The 18,609-nt window shown below is 41.8% G+C and carries 15 protein-coding genes and 1 tRNA gene; 7 read left to right on the top strand and 9 right to left on the bottom strand.

Annotated elements, in window-relative coordinates:
* Window position 1: 1 nt before the first annotated feature.
* From QQK06_RS10320 to lexA, 5 genes are all read right to left on the bottom strand, one after another.
* A complete protein-coding gene (locus QQK06_RS10320; RefSeq protein ID WP_284244577.1) occupies window positions 2–886 on the bottom strand; it encodes a cytochrome c oxidase subunit 3 in 885 nt (294 codons plus the stop codon).
* Window positions 887–916: 30 nt separating this feature from the next.
* A complete protein-coding gene (locus QQK06_RS10315) occupies window positions 917–1,480 on the bottom strand; it encodes a cytochrome c oxidase assembly protein (protein WP_284244576.1) in 564 nt (187 codons plus the stop codon).
* 13 nt (window positions 1,481–1,493) lie between these two features.
* Entirely contained in the window at window positions 1,494–3,086 is a 1,593-nt protein-coding gene (ctaD, locus tag QQK06_RS10310; protein WP_284244575.1) for a cytochrome c oxidase subunit I, read from the bottom strand.
* A 12-nt stretch (window positions 3,087–3,098) separates the two neighbouring features.
* Window positions 3,099–4,628 carry a cytochrome c oxidase subunit II gene (gene coxB, locus QQK06_RS10305; RefSeq protein WP_284246607.1) on the bottom strand — a complete coding sequence of 510 codons (1,530 nt, stop codon included), beginning with the start codon at window positions 4,626–4,628 and terminating at the stop codon, window positions 3,099–3,101.
* A 544-nt stretch (window positions 4,629–5,172) separates the two neighbouring features.
* A complete protein-coding gene (gene lexA, locus QQK06_RS10300) occupies window positions 5,173–5,796 on the bottom strand; it encodes a transcriptional repressor LexA (RefSeq protein WP_284244574.1) in 624 nt (207 codons plus the stop codon).
* A 156-nt stretch (window positions 5,797–5,952) separates the two neighbouring features.
* Between lexA and QQK06_RS10295 the strand changes: the two genes are divergently transcribed.
* Both QQK06_RS10295 and QQK06_RS10290 read left to right on the top strand, forming a co-directional pair.
* A tRNA-His gene (locus tag QQK06_RS10295) sits at window positions 5,953–6,028 on the top strand.
* A 191-nt stretch (window positions 6,029–6,219) separates the two neighbouring features.
* Window positions 6,220–6,531 (top strand): hypothetical protein, encoded by a 312-nt coding sequence (locus tag QQK06_RS10290; protein ID WP_284244573.1) that lies wholly within the window; start codon window positions 6,220–6,222, stop codon window positions 6,529–6,531.
* A gap of 66 nt (window positions 6,532–6,597) precedes the next feature.
* On the opposite strand, the gene QQK06_RS10285 is transcribed toward QQK06_RS10290, so the two are convergent.
* Together QQK06_RS10285 and gtfA are read right to left on the bottom strand one after the other, a co-directional pair.
* Window positions 6,598–7,629, bottom strand: coding sequence for a LacI family DNA-binding transcriptional regulator (locus tag QQK06_RS10285; RefSeq protein ID WP_284244572.1), 1,032 nt, complete (start codon window positions 7,627–7,629; stop codon window positions 6,598–6,600).
* Between the two features lie 80 nt (window positions 7,630–7,709).
* Complete coding sequence (gtfA, locus tag QQK06_RS10280; protein ID WP_284244571.1) at window positions 7,710–9,179, bottom strand: sucrose phosphorylase; 1,470 nt, start codon at window positions 9,177–9,179, stop codon at window positions 7,710–7,712.
* 192 nt (window positions 9,180–9,371) lie between these two features.
* Here gtfA and QQK06_RS10275 point away from each other — a divergent pair, with 192 nt between their 5' ends.
* The 4 genes from QQK06_RS10275 (at window position 9,372) to pgi (ending at window position 15,917) form a co-directional block, all read left to right on the top strand.
* Window positions 9,372–10,583, top strand: coding sequence for an MFS transporter (locus QQK06_RS10275; protein WP_284246606.1), 1,212 nt, complete (start codon window positions 9,372–9,374; stop codon window positions 10,581–10,583).
* A gap of 185 nt (window positions 10,584–10,768) precedes the next feature.
* Window positions 10,769–13,174 (top strand): TonB-dependent receptor domain-containing protein, encoded by a 2,406-nt coding sequence (locus QQK06_RS10270; protein WP_284244570.1) that lies wholly within the window; start codon window positions 10,769–10,771, stop codon window positions 13,172–13,174.
* A gap of 112 nt (window positions 13,175–13,286) precedes the next feature.
* A complete protein-coding gene (locus QQK06_RS10265; RefSeq protein ID WP_284244569.1) occupies window positions 13,287–14,237 on the top strand; it encodes a carbohydrate kinase family protein in 951 nt (316 codons plus the stop codon).
* A gap of 30 nt (window positions 14,238–14,267) precedes the next feature.
* Window positions 14,268–15,917: a glucose-6-phosphate isomerase gene (pgi, locus tag QQK06_RS10260; RefSeq protein WP_284244568.1), complete on the top strand. Its 1,650-nt coding sequence runs from the start codon at window positions 14,268–14,270 to the stop codon at window positions 15,915–15,917.
* A gap of 8 nt (window positions 15,918–15,925) precedes the next feature.
* Here pgi and amrA read toward each other — a convergent pair whose 3' ends face one another.
* Together amrA and amrB are read right to left on the bottom strand one after the other, a co-directional pair.
* Window positions 15,926–16,516: an AmmeMemoRadiSam system protein A gene (gene amrA, locus QQK06_RS10255; protein WP_284244567.1), complete on the bottom strand. Its 591-nt coding sequence runs from the start codon at window positions 16,514–16,516 to the stop codon at window positions 15,926–15,928.
* Window positions 16,494–17,297: an AmmeMemoRadiSam system protein B gene (gene amrB, locus QQK06_RS10250; protein ID WP_284244566.1), complete on the bottom strand. Its 804-nt coding sequence runs from the start codon at window positions 17,295–17,297 to the stop codon at window positions 16,494–16,496. Before amrB ends, amrA begins: the two co-directional genes overlap by 23 nt.
* A 59-nt stretch (window positions 17,298–17,356) precedes the next feature.
* Between amrB and amrS the strand changes: the two genes are divergently transcribed.
* On the top strand, window positions 17,357–18,445 hold the full coding sequence (gene amrS, locus QQK06_RS10245; protein WP_284244565.1) for an AmmeMemoRadiSam system radical SAM enzyme: 1,089 nt from the start codon (window positions 17,357–17,359) through the stop codon (window positions 18,443–18,445).
* The last annotated feature ends 164 nt before the right edge of the window (window positions 18,446–18,609 follow it).

Raw genomic sequence — 18,609 nt, 5'->3', positions numbered from 1 at the left:
GTTAAAGAATATAAACAAAGACAAATAGCATCACCCAAACCACATCAACAAAGTGCCAATACCAACTCGCGGCTTGAAAGGCAAAATGATTATCGGGGGTAAAATGTCCCTTAAAGACCCGGATCAACATCACAATTAGCATAATGGTACCTAAAGTAACATGCATGCCGTGAAAGCCGGTCAACATATAAAAGGTATTACCATAGATGCCACTGGTTAAGAACAACTTCATTTCTTCTGAATAACCGTGAGCATATTCCAGACCTTGGCAATATAAGAACACTATACCTAGCGCCACGGTTAAGCCAAGCCAGAATTTCAGCATGCCTCTTTTTTCCTGCTCTAACGAGACATGAGCAAAGTGAGCCGTAACTGACGAGGTTAATAATAAAATAGTATTGATTAACGGTAAGCCATACCACCCCATACCGGTTGTTTCACTGCCATCTGGGGTTTTAATTAATGGCCATTGCGCAGTAAATTCTGGCCACAAAACCTGATTGGTCATGGCATTATTACCATCACCGCCTAACCAAGGCACCGCAAAAGTTCTGGCATATAACAAAGCACCAAAAAAGGCAGCAAAAAACATCACTTCAGAAAAAATAAACCAACTCATTCCCTGACGAAACGAGTTATCCATCTGATGACTGTATTTGCCAGACATTGACTCGTTGATAACATTGTTAAACCAGCCAAACAGCATATAAATTACTAAGGCAATACCGGCAAGCAATACATAGCCGCCAAGCCCGGACTCCGCATTTTTCAGATCCGTGACATAGTTTGCCGCCCCTGTTGCTATTAAGAACAAGGCAACCGCCCCAACAATAGGCCAATGGCTTTGTGCGGGTACGTAATATGTTTCATATTTTTTTGTTGTCATAACTTTTCCCCTGTGTTTTAAGCACTACGCCTATGATTCAACCGAACCTGTGATGTCATACAAAGTATAAGACAAGGTGATAGTTGATACCTCTTGTGGCAGTTCAGTATCGACATAAAACTGTAACGCCATTTCAACATCTTCTTGTGATTTCAAAGGTTGGGAATTGAAACAAAAACACTCTATTTTTTGAAAATAAATCGCCGCCTGCCCTGGTGAAACTGACGGAACCGCCTGACCCACTATGTCATTAAGCGATTCATTCTTCGCATAAAACTTAACTAATTTCATTTCACCGGGATGCACTTTTACTTCGTTTACCATCGGCTCGAACTGCCAAGGAATGCCCTTAGCGGTTCGGCTGATAAATTGCACAGTAATGGTTCGGCTTTCGTCTATGCCATCAGCATTGACATTAGCTGCCGAATTCGATGTTTTACCGTTTAACCCGGTGATATCACAAAACACGTCATACAATGGTACTAAAGCAAAACCAAAGCCAAACATAGCAAACACCACTAACATCAGTTTTTTCACTGTTTTAGCGACTTTTTTGTTATTTTCAGGCTGCATTGGTTGTTGCTCAGTGCTCATTAGTAACGACCTATTAATCAATCTTAGGTGGTGTTTCAAAAGTGTGATACGGCGCAGGACTTGGTACTGTCCATTCTAACCCTTCAGCACCATCCCAAGGCTTAGCTTCCGCTTTTTCTCCGCCTTTAATACACTTAATAATTACAGCTAAGAAAATTAGCTGAGATAAGCCAAAGGCAAAGCCACCAATACTGACCCACTTATTAAAATCAGCAAACTGCAGTGCATAATCAGGAATACGACGTGGCATACCTGCTAAGCCTAAAAAGTGCATTGGGAAAAACAGCACATTCACTGAGATTAATGAACACCAAAAATGTGTTTTAGCTAACCCTGAGTGATACATATTGCCAGTCCACTTTGGTAACCAGTAGTAAGTACCGGCGAAGATAGAAAACAATGACCCGGTAACTAGTACATAATGGAAATGTGCAACGACAAAGTAGGTATCATGATACTGAAAATCAATCGGTGTCATTGCCAGCATCAAACCAGAAAAGCCACCGATGGTAAACAAAATCACAAAAGCGATGGAAAACAACATAGGCACTTCAAAAGTCAATGCACCACGCCACATGGTTGCCACCCAGTTAAACACTTTCACGCCAGTAGGTACTGCAATCAACATGGTACAATACATAAAGAACAGCTCACCAAATAACGGCATACCGGTTGTGAACATATGATGTGCCCAAACGATAAATGATAAAAACGCTATTGATGCGGTTGCATACACCATAGAGCTGTAACCAAATAGTTTCTTACGAGCGAAGGCTGGAATGATAGTCGATACGATACCGAATGCCGGCAAAATCATAATATAGACTTCAGGATGGCCGAAGAACCAGAATATATGCTGGAACAATACCGGATCACCACCACCTGCGGCATCAAAAAAGCTGGTGCCGAAATAGGTATCCGTTAATAGCATAGTCACTGCACCTGCCAGTACCGGCATAACGGCAATTAACAGATAAGCAGTAATAAAAAATGTCCAGACAAATAACGGCATTTTCATATAAGTCATGCCTGGCGCCCGCATATTCATTATAGTAACGATAACGTTGATCGCCCCCATAATGGAAGAAATACCCATAATATGCACGGCAAAGACGAAGAATGCGGTACTACCATTTGAATAAGTGGTCGATAGTGGTGCGTAGAAGGTCCAGCCAAAGTTAGGTGCCCCAGATTCCATAAAAAAAGATGCAATCAATATTGAAAAAGCAAATGGCAAGATCCAAAAGCTCCAGTTATTCATCCTTGGCAATGCCATATCGGGCGCCCCTATCATCATAGGGATCATCCAGTTAGCAAAGCCGGTAAACGCTGGCATAATGGCACCAAACACCATAATCAAGCCATGCGTTGTCGTTAACTGATTAAAAAAGTCTGGTTCCATTAACTGCAATCCAGGCTGAAATAGCTCGGCGCGAATGAGCATCGCTAACGCACCGCCAGTCAACAACATGATAAACGCAAACCATAAATACAAAGTACCTATGTCTTTATGATTAGTGGTATATAACCAACGTTTGATACCCGTCATTTTATGGTCATGATGTTCGTCGTGCCCATGCGAGTCGTGAATAGCTTCTGTAGTCATTATTCTGCCTCCCTACTTAGCACTTGCAGCATCAACGTCTGCGGGTTGTACAACATCACCAGTATTATTACCCCAAGCATTTCGCTCATAGGTAATTACCGCAGCAATGTCAGTTTTAGATAATTGAGCACCAAACGCAGCCATCGCTGGATTCTTCTTACTGCCGTTGACGACCATATCAATATGGACATTTATATCACCGGCCGCAATTGGGCTGCCTTTCAATGGTGGGAACGCTGGTGGTAAGCCTGCACCTGTCGGTTGATGACAAGCAACACACATAGTGTTATAAACTTTTTCACCTTTTGTCATCATTTCATCAAGCGTATATTGCTTAGATAAATCTTCGCTGACCGCAGTTGCCGCTTCAGATACAGCTTCAGTAACTTGTTCAACCACTTTCTCAACTGCCTCTTTAACTGGTGCTGCTGTCGGGCTACCACCGGCTACAGCCTGAACATCTGCTGCTTGTACTGCATCTCCAGTATTGTTACCCCAAGCATTACGCTCATAAGTAACGACTGCTGCAATTTCTTTTAAGCTTAATTGTTTACCATAAGCCTGCATACCGGTACCGGCACGGCCATTAAAGACAACGTTAATGTGATCTGCGACACTGCCCGATGTAGCCAAAGGACTGCCTTTAAGTGCAGGGAAAGCTGGTGGTAAACCTAATCCAGTTGGTTGGTGACATGCCGCGCAATAGGCATTATAAGTAGTTTCACCTAATTGCATTAACTCATCCATTGACATTGACGCATTCAGTGATGCCGCCTCAGCTGCTTTCGCATCAGCGATTAATTGTTTTTGCTCATTGAGCCAGTTATCAAAATCAGCTTCTGATTTGACTTCTACCACAATAGGCATAAAACCATGATCTTTACCGCAAAGCTCCGCACACTGGCCGCGATAAATACCCGGTTTATCCACTTTGGTCCAAGCTTCATTAATAAAGCCCGGGTTCGCATCTTGTTTAACCGCAAACGCTGGCACCCACCAAGAGTGGATAACATCATCTGAGGTCATTAAGAAACGTACTTTTTTATTCGCCGGGATCACTAAGTGCTTATCCACTTCTAATAAATAGTGTTCGCCTTTATCTTGCCCAGTTCCCTGCTGGTTTTGAAATTGTTCTCGAGGGGTAGATAAAACTGAGTAGAATTCTATGCCTTGATCAAAATACTTATAATGCCATTTCCATTGAGAGCCTGTGATCTGAATAGTCAGGTCAGAATCATCATTATTTTCCATCGCAATCAGTGTTTTAGTGGCAGGAGCTGCCATCGCGATTAAAATAAGAATGGGCACAACCGTCCAGATTATCTCGACTTTTGTACTTTCATGAAAAGACGCCGCTTTTGCTCCTTTAGATTTGCGATGAAAAATCATCGACCAAATCATAGCGCCAAATACTACAACACCAATGGCGGTACATATATACAGCACGAACATGTGTAATCCATACACTTCGTTACTGATTTCCGTGACACCTTTGGTAAGATTCAACTGCGTTTCCGCCCAAGCTATATTAGGAAGAATCATCCCTAACAGTAGCCAACCTAGGTTACGTCTACTCACTCGACATCTCCTCTACCCTTCTAAGTTCCAAAACTGAAGTTACATAGTAATGCTTAGCTCTTATGTCTTAGTTTTTGGTGTATGTTTTATTGTTATTTTCCTGACGAATTTTTGTACAGTGAAAAGTTCGCCTTATTATTATATTTGTTCATTTTCTATCCTAGAATTACCTAATTCTTGATCTAGGTCAATTTATAATTTTTTACAATTTTAAGAAAAAAGCTAACAATAACAATAGAGTTACAACTCTAAACAATTAGATCGCACGTCTGATAGGGGATAGAGAGAATGTTTACTTTTTGTGCAATTACTCTAAAAAATCTTAGATATTAAGAAACCGCAAGGATATTTTTTGAACAAAAAACAATCTAATAGCAATAATATTACGAGGAAATGATAATTATTCTTAGAAATATATCGTTAATAGCTTAATTTTTAAACAGAAGTGTGATTTGTAGACTTTCTCTCATGGAGAAAGAAAGTCTGCTGGGATAATTATGAAATCATATTACATCCAGTCGGCATTACGAATAACGCCTACGGCGAGGCCTTCAACATTAAAGTGCTGAGTAGTGAGATCAACTTTAATCGGAGCAAAGGCTTCATTTTCAGCATGTAGATAAACAACATTGCCTTCGCGTTTAAAACGTTTAACAGTGACATCATCTTCAACCCGGGCAACAATGACCTGACCATTTTGGACATCGGTAGTTTGATGCACTGCCAAGAGATCACCGTCCAAAATACCGATATCCTTCATACTTTCACCATTAACGCGCAATAAATAATCCGCCGAAGGATGAAATAAATTGCCGTCTAACTGATACCTGTCTTCAACATGTTCCTGTGCCAAAATAGGTTCACCTGCTGCAACCCGGCCAATTAACGGCAAACCGGCTTCTTCAATCAATTCTTCGGCCAGACGGATACCTCGCGACGTACCAGGTAACATTTCAATATAACCTTTTTTCGCCAGCGCTTTTAAATGCTCTTCCGCCGCATTGGCCGATTTAAAGCCAAAAAAATCAGCAATTTCAGCACGCGTTGGCGGCATCCCAGTAGCGGAAATTTTTTCTTTTATTAATTCAAAAATTTGCTCTTGGCGAGGAGTGAGAGGACGTAATTCAGACATTTGGCACTTCCTGTAAGTTTGCACAGTATCACTGTTATTGTATACAGGCTGTAAATAATCGCAAGTCCTAAAATTTTATAAAACTTTTCCTTGTCAACTAACTGCGAAATACAATACAATCCTCGCGCCTTAGAAAGGCACCATATTTCTTCTGTGGTGGCTATAGCTCAGTTGGTAGAGCCCCGGATTGTGATTCCGGTTGTCGTGGGTTCAAGTCCCATTAGCCACCCCATTCTTTTACTCTCTCAAATTTTTCTTACATGTGCTTGCAGATCAAAAATTATGCATTTTTGATCTTTAAACCTTTCATTTAAAATTACTTTTGGCATGCTTTGCCATTGCACCATTACGTTTATATCTGAAACTAATCTTTAAGTTATACGGTCTTAGTTAATGTAAGTTGGTAACTATATGGGCTTTATCATGAGCATGTTGCATTCACATGAAATAGTGAAAGGAAAAGTGGTCAAAGGAACGGGCAGTATTTTGGCAAATCTTGATGCTAAAGCAAGGAAGGCTTATGCCAAATGCGCTAATAAGGCGATGAACAAAAAACTAGCGCAAGAAAAAGACTTAGCTTCCAAAGAGCAGTTAAAAGAAATTCATCAACAGCAAGATCATAAAAAGCGCGAAATTTGCGCAAAGCATCGCCACCATTCACTTACTTATTGGCTAATAAAAGCAAGCTTTGCCGAGATATGGCACTATCTATTCTCACATGATGATAAACGGTAAACAGACACTAACTGTTGTGTTCATCCAGAAGCCACGATAAAAATTTTCCAGTTATTACTCTGCTAATTAACAGCTTTTTCCACTCTCAATATAATAGGGAATGGTAATAGTGTCAGTGGCTCGGCTAATAAAAAGCTCTGCGGCTTTATTGCCTTTGACTTCACTGTGTTGGTGTATAGTAGTTAACGGTGGGGTTGAGCGAGTTGCTTCTTCAATGCCATCGAAACCAACCACTCTAATATCTTGAGGTATTTTCAGCCCCATAGCATTAATTTCTTTTAACGCCGCTAATGCAATTGTATCACTCATACACAAGAGCACGTTTGGTCTAGGGCTGGAAGATAATGCTTCTTTTGCCGCAATTAACGCGTAATGATGATTACTTTCTGGAATATTCCATAGCCTGTCTTCCCTAAAATTAACCCCTAACTCCGCTATCGCCCGCCGATAGCCTTGTAGACGTTGATGAGAAATAGAGGCGTGTAAATCCAGCTCAGGTAAATCATATACTCTGCTGGTAAGCTGAGAATCAATGATCCTAAGCCCTAATATCGCTACATCGTCATCTTTAGTTTTTATTGCAAGTTTTGCTATTTCATAAGCCGCTTGTTGATTGTCAATACCAACCGAGGCTTTACGGTCAATATCAAAATCTGCGGTCACTACTTTTTTATCAGTAAGTTTAAGCTGTTCAATTAAAGCAGAGTTACGTGGGCTACCATAACAAATAAAGCCATCAACAAAATCAGCAACACTGTCGATACTGTCCGAAACACCAGAAAATAACAGTAAGTTGACCTTATTTTTTTCTAGTACTGAAGAAACCCCTTTAACAAAACTACTAGCGACCGGGTCTGTGATCATATATTCAACGCTATCAGGCAATACTAGGGCAGCAATATTAAATTGCCCTTTTCTCAATGATTGTGCTGCCTTATTTGGCCCTGAATAACCAAGTTTTCGGCATGATGCAAGAATTTCTTCTCTGCGCTTTTTAGAAAGCTGATCCGGACGATTAAATGCATTAGATACAGTGGCGTTTGATACCCCTAATTCTTTAGCAATACTTTTAAGCGTCCATATTTTCTTAGCTGTCATGGTTACCTTGGGTTAATAGTAGCGTTAATTTTGTTGGCATTATTTCATAAAAAGTGCAAAACGTCCCTACTATCAAAACGCTAGGCTAACAGCTCTTGCAGATCAATAAGGGTAGATTCACCACGTTCGGTTAATTCAATAACACTGTACTTGTCTAGTAAGTTAATCGTTAACCTTGCCTGGCTCTCTTCATTCTCCCACGCCAACGTGATTTCTGCACCTTGCCCTAAGACACTAAAGACACCATCAAAAGCACTGCAGCTATTTCTAAGTTTGATTAACGCCATCATGGCTTTTACAAATGGCTTCTCAATTGCCTGCGCTAACTGCGCGTCATTTAAATAAGGACGATTGATGTCTCTACCAATATTGGTTTGCTCTAGCAAGGTCATGTCATTAGTTTCAGCGAGCAGACCACCATAGTAAACCTGTGGAATGCCTGGCGAGAAAAACTGAATCGCACGGGCTAGTAAATAACCATAATCGCTTTGACCAAGCGCATCATAATAGGTGCAGTTCACTTGGTATAAATCGACATTGCTTGCCGCCGTGCCAGTGGCCATTTTACTCTCTCCACCACTATTAATGTGAATCGTCTCCACCAACTGATCTATTTGCTGCTCAGTCAATAATCCTGGCTTACCGTCCATTGGACCAATATCAATGATACCTATGCCATCATGAGTATCTAATACAGTAATACAATTTTTCGGTGAAATAGTTAACCATTGAATCAGTGCATTAAAGTTGCTACTAAAAATACTGTGTAGAATTAACGGCGGCAGCGCAAAATCATAAACCTGATCAACCCGTTTAGCGATCTCAATTTGAGTTTGATAATACGAATGGATTTCGACTAAAGTTTCCATGCCTAATTTATTCGCAGATTTGGTTAGCTCATCAATAAAGTCAAAGGTTTCATCGATCATAAAACAACTGGTTCCAGCCTTCTTAATAGCATAACCAGCCGCATCTAAACGGATCATCTTGATATTGTTTTGAGCAAAGATGGTTAAGATGCGAGACAAATACTCACGCCCGACGATAGAGTTAACATCTATATCTATCTGATTACTGGTAAACGTCGTCCAGAACTCCGCACTTTCATTATCAGGTAGGTCAAAAGCGGTAAAACAACTACCAGGTCGAGGACGATAAATTTGTTGCTGTTGCTGCTCAGTTAAACCACTAGGAAAAACTTTACCTTTTGTTAAGAAAAGCTCCCAAAACGGTGACTTTTTGCCATTTTTTAGTACGTCTTTAAACTCAAGTGACTGCGCCGACATATGATTAACGATAAGATCAGCCATTAACTCATGCGCTTCTCCCAATAGCTTAACATCTTGCCACTGCCCTAAACGGCTATCGACTTGTGTATGATCTATCGGGTCAAAACCAGCATCGCTGCCATCAATAGGAAAATAAAATGGCAACAAGTGCACGCCAGAAAATAAATCTGAAAACTGATTATGCAATAGTGTATTCAGCGCCGAAATATCTGAACCTGTTAACCTATCAACATAAGTAATGAGCTGAACATTGTTTTTCATAAAACTACCATAAATTTTAAATTGCATCTTAATCGATTAAGATATATCTTTATATACAAGACAAATTTAATCAAGCAATAATTTTGTTTTCTTTAGTAAGGGTCAGTACGAACAAACAAGCTAAAGTTAAATAAGTGAGCAACCCTCATCGCATGAACAGCGATGACAATATTTGCGACAAGGGGAAATATGATGAATCAGACGAGTCACTTAACATTAACTCAATCGCCCATCGAAGACGCAGCGGTGGCTCGAATCAAGCTATTAACCTATATGATGTTTTTTGTTTTTGCCATGACATCAGATTCAGTAGGTGTGATCATTCCACAACTTATCGAAACCTATCAGTTAAATTTAACGCAAGTGAGTGCTTTTCATTATGTTCCGATGATTTTTATCGCACTTAGTGGATTATTTCTCGGTTACTTAGCTGATAAATGGGGCCGCAAGCTCACTATCATCATTGGTTTGATGGTATTTTCCATTGCCTGCTTTTTGTTTGCTGCAGGGAGCTCATTTCTATACTTTCTGGTACTACTGGCATTAATAGGTTTAGCTGTCGGCTTGTTTAAAACCGGCGCGTTAGCACTCATTGGCGACATTTCAGCTAACACTAAAGACCATACGGCAACCATGAATAAAGTTGAGGGGTTTTTTGGTGTCGGTGCCATCGTCGGCCCTGCCGTGGTCAGTTACTTATTAACTTCCGGCGTATCGTGGAAATATTTATATATTAGCGCCGGCGTGTTATGTGTAGTGCTTTGTGTAATTGCCAGCAAAACTCACTACCCATCAACAAAACATAAACTGACAGAACAGATAAGTTTACGTAACTCGCTAAAAATGATGAAAGACCCCTATGCCATTGGCTTTTCATTAGCCGTTGCGCTCTATGTTGCCACAGAAGTTGCCATTTATGTCTGGATGCCTACGTTACTGGCAGATTACCAAGGCTCAATGGTATGGCTAGCAACTTATGCGCTAACTATTTTCTTTGTGCTTCGAGCAGGCGGACGCTTTCTTGGCGTTTGGCTGTTAAAACATATTAGCTGGCAAAAAGTGCTATTTTGGTTTTCATCCGCTGTTTTTCTATGTTATCTGGGAACAGCAATTATCGGTGTCAATGCCGCCGTAGTGTTATTACCACTTTCCGGGCTGTTTATGTCAATGATCTACCCAACATTAAATTCTAAAGGGATCAGTCATTTTGATAAGTCAAAGCATGGCGCGGTCGCAGGGATCATTCTATTCTTTACTGCGGCCTCGGCTGCCATTTCCCCTTTGCTAATGGGGATGATAAGTGATTTTTTTGGTCACGTTGCTTATGGGTTTTATCTGGCTACCTTTTTTGCTGCACTACTCAGCCTAGGGGCGATTTACAATCTAATAGCAGATCCAACCTAAGATAAATTATATTATTTATCAAAAACTTAAAACAATTATCCTGATGATATAAAAAAAACACTTGCAAAAAGTAGAAAATTCATCAAATAATTATCTTAATCGATTAAGATAATTATAAAGATAACCATAGCGATTACGATTTATTTAACAAAACAACATACAATAGAACAAACTGGGGGAAGAAAATGAAACAGGTCTCTACTTATAAAAAATTTATCTTGAGTACGTTAGCTATCGCTATCAGTGCCAATTTAAATGCAGCGGAAGCTGATGCCACTGAAAGTAAAGAAAAAAACCAAGGCATAGATTTTGAGCGTATTGTGGTAACGGGTGTAGTTAAAGGTGCCACAGTGATGGCATCCAGTGTATCAGTTAGCAGCTTTACCGCTGAACAATTAGAAACCACCACCCCAAGAACAACAGCCGAGGCGTTCCGTGCCATTCCTGGGGTACGTTCTGAATCTTCCGGTGGTGAAGGTAATGCTAATATTGCGGTACGTGGTTTACCGGTTGCTGCTGGTGGCGCTAAGTTTTTACAATTGCAGGAAGATGGTCTTCCTATTATGCAATTTGGCGATATTGCCTTTGGTAACGCCGATATTTTCCTTCGTCTAGATAACACCATGCAAAGCGTTGAATCTATTCGCGGTGGTTCAGCGTCAACTCTTGCCAGTAATGCACCTGGCGGTATTATCAATATCATTAGTAAAACCGGCATGGAAGAATCTGGCAGCATAGCCACCACCTTTGGTCTGGATTATGATAGCTTACGCACCGATTTTGAATACGGTGGTGAACTGAATGACTCTATGTATTTCCATGTTGGTGGTTTTGTTCGTCAAGGTGATGGCGCAAGAGATGCCGGTTATACCGCCAACGAGGGTGGTCAGCTTAAAGCGAACCTGACTAAAGAATTTAATAACGGCTATTTACGTTTTTACTTCAAACATTTAGATGACAAAAGCATCGGTTATTTACCTATGCCAATGAAATCAGACGGTAGTTCATTACCCGGATTTGACTCAAATTCTGATACTCCCCATTCAGCTTACTTCTTATCAACGATATCCTTAGGTGCCGACGGCCAATTACGCCGTGGCGATATGCGAGATGGCATGAACCCGCAAGTTGATGCGTTTGGTGTTGAAGCATCATTTGATTTAGCTAATGACTGGACCATTGAAAACCGATTCAGAAAATCTTCAGTGAAAGGCAGTTTTCTCTCTCCTTTTCCCGCTGAAGTCGGCAATGCTGCAACCATTGCCAATAGTATAGCAGGCGATAATGCCACCCTAACCTATGCCAATGGCCCTGCTGCTGGTGAGAGTTTTTCCGGTGACACCATCATGCGTATTCATACCTTTGATGTTGAAATGAATGATTTTGGCTCCATCGTTAATGACCTAAAATTGACTAAAACCATAGAAGATACCAGCATCACCTTTGGTTATTACAAAGCACTACAAAACGTCAGTATGTCATGGCTATGGAATTCCTACTTAATGGAAATGAAAGGTGATAATGCAGCGCTACTTAATGTCAACTCAGCTGACGGCACCAGTTACTCAGATAACGGCTTATATGCTTATGGAGTACCAGCCTGGGGTAACTGTTGTCAGCGTAATTATGACATCGAATATGATATTGAAGCGCCATATATCGCTATTTCTTCTCAGCTTGATGATCTACTGTTAGATTTCAGTGTCCGCCATGATAGCGGCACGGCAACCGGTTACTATGCGGGTGCCGTTCAATCTGAAGTAGATATCAATCGCGATGGCGTCATTTCACAACCAGAAAAAAGCGTCTCTTCAATCGACAATGCCAATGCCTCACCAGTGAACTATGACTGGAGTTACAACTCATACTCATTTGGCGCTAACTATATGCTGCAAGACAATCTGGCGCTATTTGCCAGAGTCAGCCATGGTGGCCGAGCAAACGCTGATCGCCTCGCATTTGGCAAGATTAACGCTGACGGCTCAGTTGCCGCACAAGATGCTATTGATGAAGTCGACCAATATGAATTAGGTGTTAAATATCGCCAGCAGAACCTGTCACTATTTGCTACGGCCTTTAGCGCTGAAACAGAAGAGCAAAACTTTGAAGCGACCAGCCAAAAGTTTTTCGACCGCGTTTATCAAGCAGATGGTATTGAGTTAGAAGCTAGCTACTATCTTGGCAACTTTGATATTCGAGGTAACTTAACTTGGACTGACGCAGAAATAACAAAAGATGCGATTAATCCAGATGTCGTAGGCAACACACCACGCCGACAAGCAGATTTTGTTTACTCATTAATGACGCGCTACAACTTTGAACAAGGGTCAGTGGGTTTAAGCTTAATCGGTACCACAGACGCTTATGCACAAGACAATAATGATCTGGAATTCGATGGTTACACTCAAGTGAACGCCTTTGCTTCCTATATGTTGTCAGATAATTTAAGCCTTGCTGTTAATATCAATAACTTGTTCGACACTACCGGTATTACTGAAGCGGAAGAAGGTTCGATTCCGGACAACAACATTATTCGCGCCAGAACCATTAATGGCAGAACCAGTAGCTTAACCCTTAGGTATGATTTCTAAGCTCTAGGCGATTACTACGTAAAAGCCCATTAACGTGGGCTTTTTTTATGTTCAGGATAAGCAGTATGCTGCGGTGCTAGGGACGGCAAGACGCGGCAACGGAGAAAGATTTATGTTTTCATTACTCAGTTTTGGTGAAGCCTTAGTAGATTTTCTGCCAGACAACATTGAAGCAACAAGCTATACCCCTTTAGCAGGAGGCGCGCCAGCCAATGTGGCTGTAGCCTTTGCTAAACTCGGCGGTAATAGCTACTTTGCGGGCGGTATTAGCACCGATAATTTTGGCACTATGCTGATGCAGCAGCTGACTGAATATGGCGTCAACACTTCGTTTGTGAGTCAGATTAGTGATGCCATTAGCGCTATTGTGTTGGTCGGTTTAGATCAAACAGGCGAGCGTTCATTTAACTTTTATCGCCACCACACTGCAGACACTCAATATACATCAGCAGATATTGCTAACATCAACTGGCGCGATATTGGCGTATTTCATTTTTGCTCAAATACGCTGACCGATGAAACTATGTATCAAAATACCCTTTGCGCAATAAAAGCCGCTAAGAGCCAAAATGCCTTAATCAGTTTTGATGTTAATTTACGCCAGCAACTATGGGACGATCTGACCCTGCTACCAGCCAGAGTCAGCGCCTGTATCGAAAAAAGTGACATCATCAAATTAAGCAAGGACGAAGCGCAATATTTAGCACAATTGCAACAACTAAATATTGAGCAATACACCAGTCAGTTGCTTGCTCAAGGCGTAAAGCTGGTTGTTATTACTGATGGCGCTAATGCCGTTCAGTTCATTAGCCCGAGTTTTGCCGGCCAGCAAAAGGTTCCTGAAATTAAGGCGCTAGATACCACCGCCGCAGGTGACAGCTTTATTGCCAGCTTACTCTTTTATCTCACCCAATATGCCGGCAGTAACGCCATTCGTGTGATCCAGACAATTGAAAAGCAAGCACTGGTCACTGCAGCAGTAAAATTTGCCAGCCAATGTGGCGCGCTGACTTGTCAGCGAAAAGGAGCGTTTACCGCCCTTCCCTTGATCACTGAATTATAAATAACACGCACTCCCTAACTAAGGTTTGATATGCAACCGAGAGAAACATTAGCCAGCTGGCAACAACTGCTCACTCACGCACAGCAAATGAAACACCAGCATATGAACGCGCTATTTGCTAAAGACAGTGAACGCTTTGACAAATTTTCCATAAAGTTACCCTCTATACTGTTGGACTATTCCAAAAACCTGATCACAGAAAAAAGCATTTCGCTGCTGATACAATTGGCGCAAGAATGTCAGGTCGAACAATGGCGAGAACGAATGTTCAAAGGTGAGCGTATCAATAGCACGGAGAATCGCGCGGTATTACATACAGCACTTAGAGACAAAACTCAGTCTGCCATTTTTGTTAATGGTAAAAATATTTCACAAGATATAAAACAGACACTAGATAGAATAAAAAGTATCAGTGAAGATATTCGTCGAGGTTTATGGCTAGGTTTTTCTGGCAAACGTATTACAGACGTCGTTAATATTGGTGTCGGAGGCTCAAATCTTGGCCCGCAAATGGTCACCGAAGCATTGAAGCGATTTAGTGATGATAGCGTAAATCTGCACTATGTTTCTAATGTCGATGGCACGCAAATCGCTGAAGTATTACGCCCGTTAAACCCGGAAAATGTGCTGTTTATAATCTCCAGTAAAACATTCACCACCACGGAAACCATACTCAATGCGAAAACTGCGATGAAGTGGTTAACCGCAGCATCATTCGATCAAACTGCCATTGCCAAACATTTTATCGCCGTTTCAGCCAATAAAGAAAATGCCCTCAAATTTGGCATTGCAGCAGAGAATATTTTCGAAATCTGGGACTGGGTCGGCGGTCGATTTTCCCTTTGGTCTGCCATCGGCTTACCAATTGCAATTCAGTTAGGTTTTGAGCACTTTGAAGAACTACTTGCAGGGGCTTATGAAATCGACTGTCATTTTCGCCAAACACCATTAACTCAAAATGTCCCGGTTATTTTAGCCCTGCTAAGCATTTGGAATTGCACTTTTCTAGAAGCTCAGTCGCAAGCCATTTTACCTTATGATCAGTCGTTACATATGCTATCGGCATACCTACAGCAAGCAGAAATGGAAAGTAACGGAAAATCTGTCAACTGGTCTGGTGAAACCATTAACTATCCAACCGTGCCCTCCATTTGGGGAGCGTTAGGGATCAACGGGCAACATGCGTTTTATCAATACTTGCATCAAAGTAATAATATCGTTCCGGCAGATTTTATTGGCTCGGTAGCCAGTGTGACACCCGTGCAAGGGCATCATGAAACCTTAATGGCCAACTTTTTCGCCCAAACCCAAGCACTAATGCAAGGAGTTGATGAACAGCAAGTGCGGGCAGATTTGAAAGCGAAAGGACGCTGTTCAAAATACATAGATAAAGTCGCCCCCCATAAAGTGCATCAAGGTAATCGCCCAACCAACACCTTGCTTATGAATCAAATTAGCCCTTATTCCTTAGGCAGTTTAATTGCAATTTACGAACACAAAATATTTGTCCAAGGGATCATTTTGCAAATTTGTTCGTTTGATCAATGGGGAGTAGAACTTGGTAAAGGGCTGGCAAATAAAATCGAACATCAATTACGTAATCAGCAAGTGGATGAAAATAATGATAGTTCGACTTATCAATTAATTAAGCATTATCACCAAGTAAAATCAAAAACTTAAATGATTTCTTATTGGCAATGCACTTCACCATGAATCACCTTAGTGGTGAACCGAGAGATTTCAATATTTGGCTGCCAGTAATCTATACTCCAGCCAGCCTTTTGTTTCAGAGCATTAATGAAATCTCTTGGATTTGATAATTTCTGCCACACAGAAGGCAAAAATACAGCTTTATGCTCACCTTGTTCGAGGATCAAACCATCACGCTGTGGCACTAACTCGTTGCTCAGCTGTTGTTCCCCCTGATTTGCCATGTTTTCTGGAGCAGATAACACAGCAATATCAAAGCTTAGTTGATTGACTTCTTCAGCGCGTAGGGGGGGAAAACGACTATCATTAAAGGCGCTGCTATAAGCATTATGACAGACATCATGCCACAATGGTCTGCTGGCCTCTAATGAGCCAATACAACCTCGTAATTGCTCATTTAAATACAAGGTAACAAAGCTTGCTGCTGGCTGCTGCAAGCTTTGATTAACCGGCGCGGCTGGCAAAATAAAGTGCTGATCAACCACTGCATTTTGCAATACTTTCACCACTAACTCCTTTAGAGTCTCAACTGCCGCTGGCTCTAACTCAATAGAGCACGAAACTGGCATAGCCAACCACCTCTTGTTCATTGTCAACTTCAGTGCCCTGATGTGCAGCTAACACATCGCCGGAATTTGCATAGATTACCGGATCAATCTGCCAGTTTTCCCGCTCAGCATAAGTTAATAAACCATTAATCGCATGACAGCCACAAGCTTGTTCGGCAATTAATGGCGTCTGATATTGCTCAATCTGCTGACAAGTTTGTTGATCAATAATTTTTGCTTCTGCATACGGATGGTAATGACTCAAATCACTACTCACTACGACCAAAGTATTTTGCTCTCGCCTTAAGTAGGCTATCAATTGCATCACCTGCTGTGGAGAGCATTGCCCCACTACTAGAGGTACCAAGGTAAAATCATCAAGGCAATACTGTAAAAATGGTAACTGCACTTCCAGCGAATGTTCCCAATGGTGAGCGCTGTCTGAGCTAGTCGCTAACCCCAACGCCAATAATTGTTCTATCGCCGCTTTATCAATAGTAATTTCACCTAAGGGGGTAATAAATAAATCATCTTCTGGCACGGCGCATGTATGTAAGGCAATGTGATGACTAGGCCCCAATAGCGCTATGCGCCGAAATTCACATTCATGATTCTCCAGTAACTGATACGCTTTGGCTGCAATAGCTCCGGAATAGAAATATCCGGCATGCGGGACTATTAGTGCCTTAGGGATAAAATTAACTGGTGAATGCTCAGCAAAGAAACTGGCTAACTGATGCCTTAATTCAACGGCCGATAGCGGATAAAACTTCCCAGCCACCGCAGGCTGACGATATTTCATCTTTTATTCCCAACTAATGACTATACTTCCAGTGTAGGCGATTTCGGGAAAAACTCCTTATGACACGCACAACACCGGACATTTTTCCAACTCAATATTGGCACAAGATCGACGATGGCAGAGTGTGCTGTGACGTTTGCCCACGCAAATGTACCCTCAGGGCCGACAAACGCGGCGCCTGTTTTGTTCGTATGCATAAGGACGGTGAAATAGTACTGACCAGCTATGGTCGTTCCTCTGGTTTTTGCATTGATCCTATTGAAAAAAAACCGCTCAACCACTTCTATCCTGGCTCTAGCGTATTAAGTTTTGGCACTGCCGGATGCAACTTAAGCTGCCAGTTTTGTCAAAACTGGGACATGAGTAAATCACGCGAAATAGACACCCTTTGTGATACCGCCATGCCAGAACAATTAGCAAAAGCAGCGGCCCGATATGGCTGCCAGAGTCTGGCGTTTACCTATAACGACCCGGTAGTTTTTCTGGAATATGCAATCGATACCGCACAAGCCGGCCATGAACTCGGCATTTTTAGTGTCGCAGTCAGTGCCGGTTATGTTTGTGAACAGCCAAGAGAGTTATTTTACCACCACATGGATGCTGCCAATATCGATTTAAAAGGCTTTAGCGAGCGTTTTTATCATAAAATATGTCATGGCCAGTTAGCACCGGTATTGGAAACTCTTGTTTATATCAAGCATCACACTCAGGTCTGGCTGGAAATCACTACACTGTTGATCCCAGACGAAAACGACAGCGATCAGGAACTACACAGCATGTGCCAATGGCTGGCTGAAAACCTAGGACCGGATGTACCATTACACTTCACTGCCTTTCATCCGGACTTTAAAATGCTGAATAAAGCAAAAACCCCGCTCGCTACCTTATTAAGAGCAAGAGAAATTGCCCTAAGCTATGGTTTACATTATGTCTACTGCGGCAATGTTCACCACAGCGATAGTGACAGCACTTACTGCCCAAACTGTCACCACAAAGTCATTGAGCGAGACTGGTATCAGTTAGGCGATTATCACTTAAATGCTCACGGCCATTGCCAACACTGTGGTTATCCCCTTGCCGGAGTATTTGCACCAACACCGGGAGATTTTGGTGCCAGACGCATTGCCGTTCGTTTGGCAGACAATTAACACCGATTACTTGTTCAGGCCTTCATATGCGCCAGTAAAACGGCAGCAGAAGCTTATATCCGTGTCGCTAATATCGAGTTAGCACCAACCTTCTGGTCACCACTATATGGTCAAGTGACAGATCAATTTAGCTTGGCGTGGGTGGTGATGATAGAAGGGGCAGA

It is taken from the genome of Thalassotalea insulae (assembly GCF_030161395.1).
Taxonomy (GTDB): domain Bacteria; phylum Pseudomonadota; class Gammaproteobacteria; order Enterobacterales; family Alteromonadaceae; genus Thalassotalea_E; species Thalassotalea_E insulae.
This window is presented reverse-complemented; position numbering and strand designations above follow the sequence as displayed.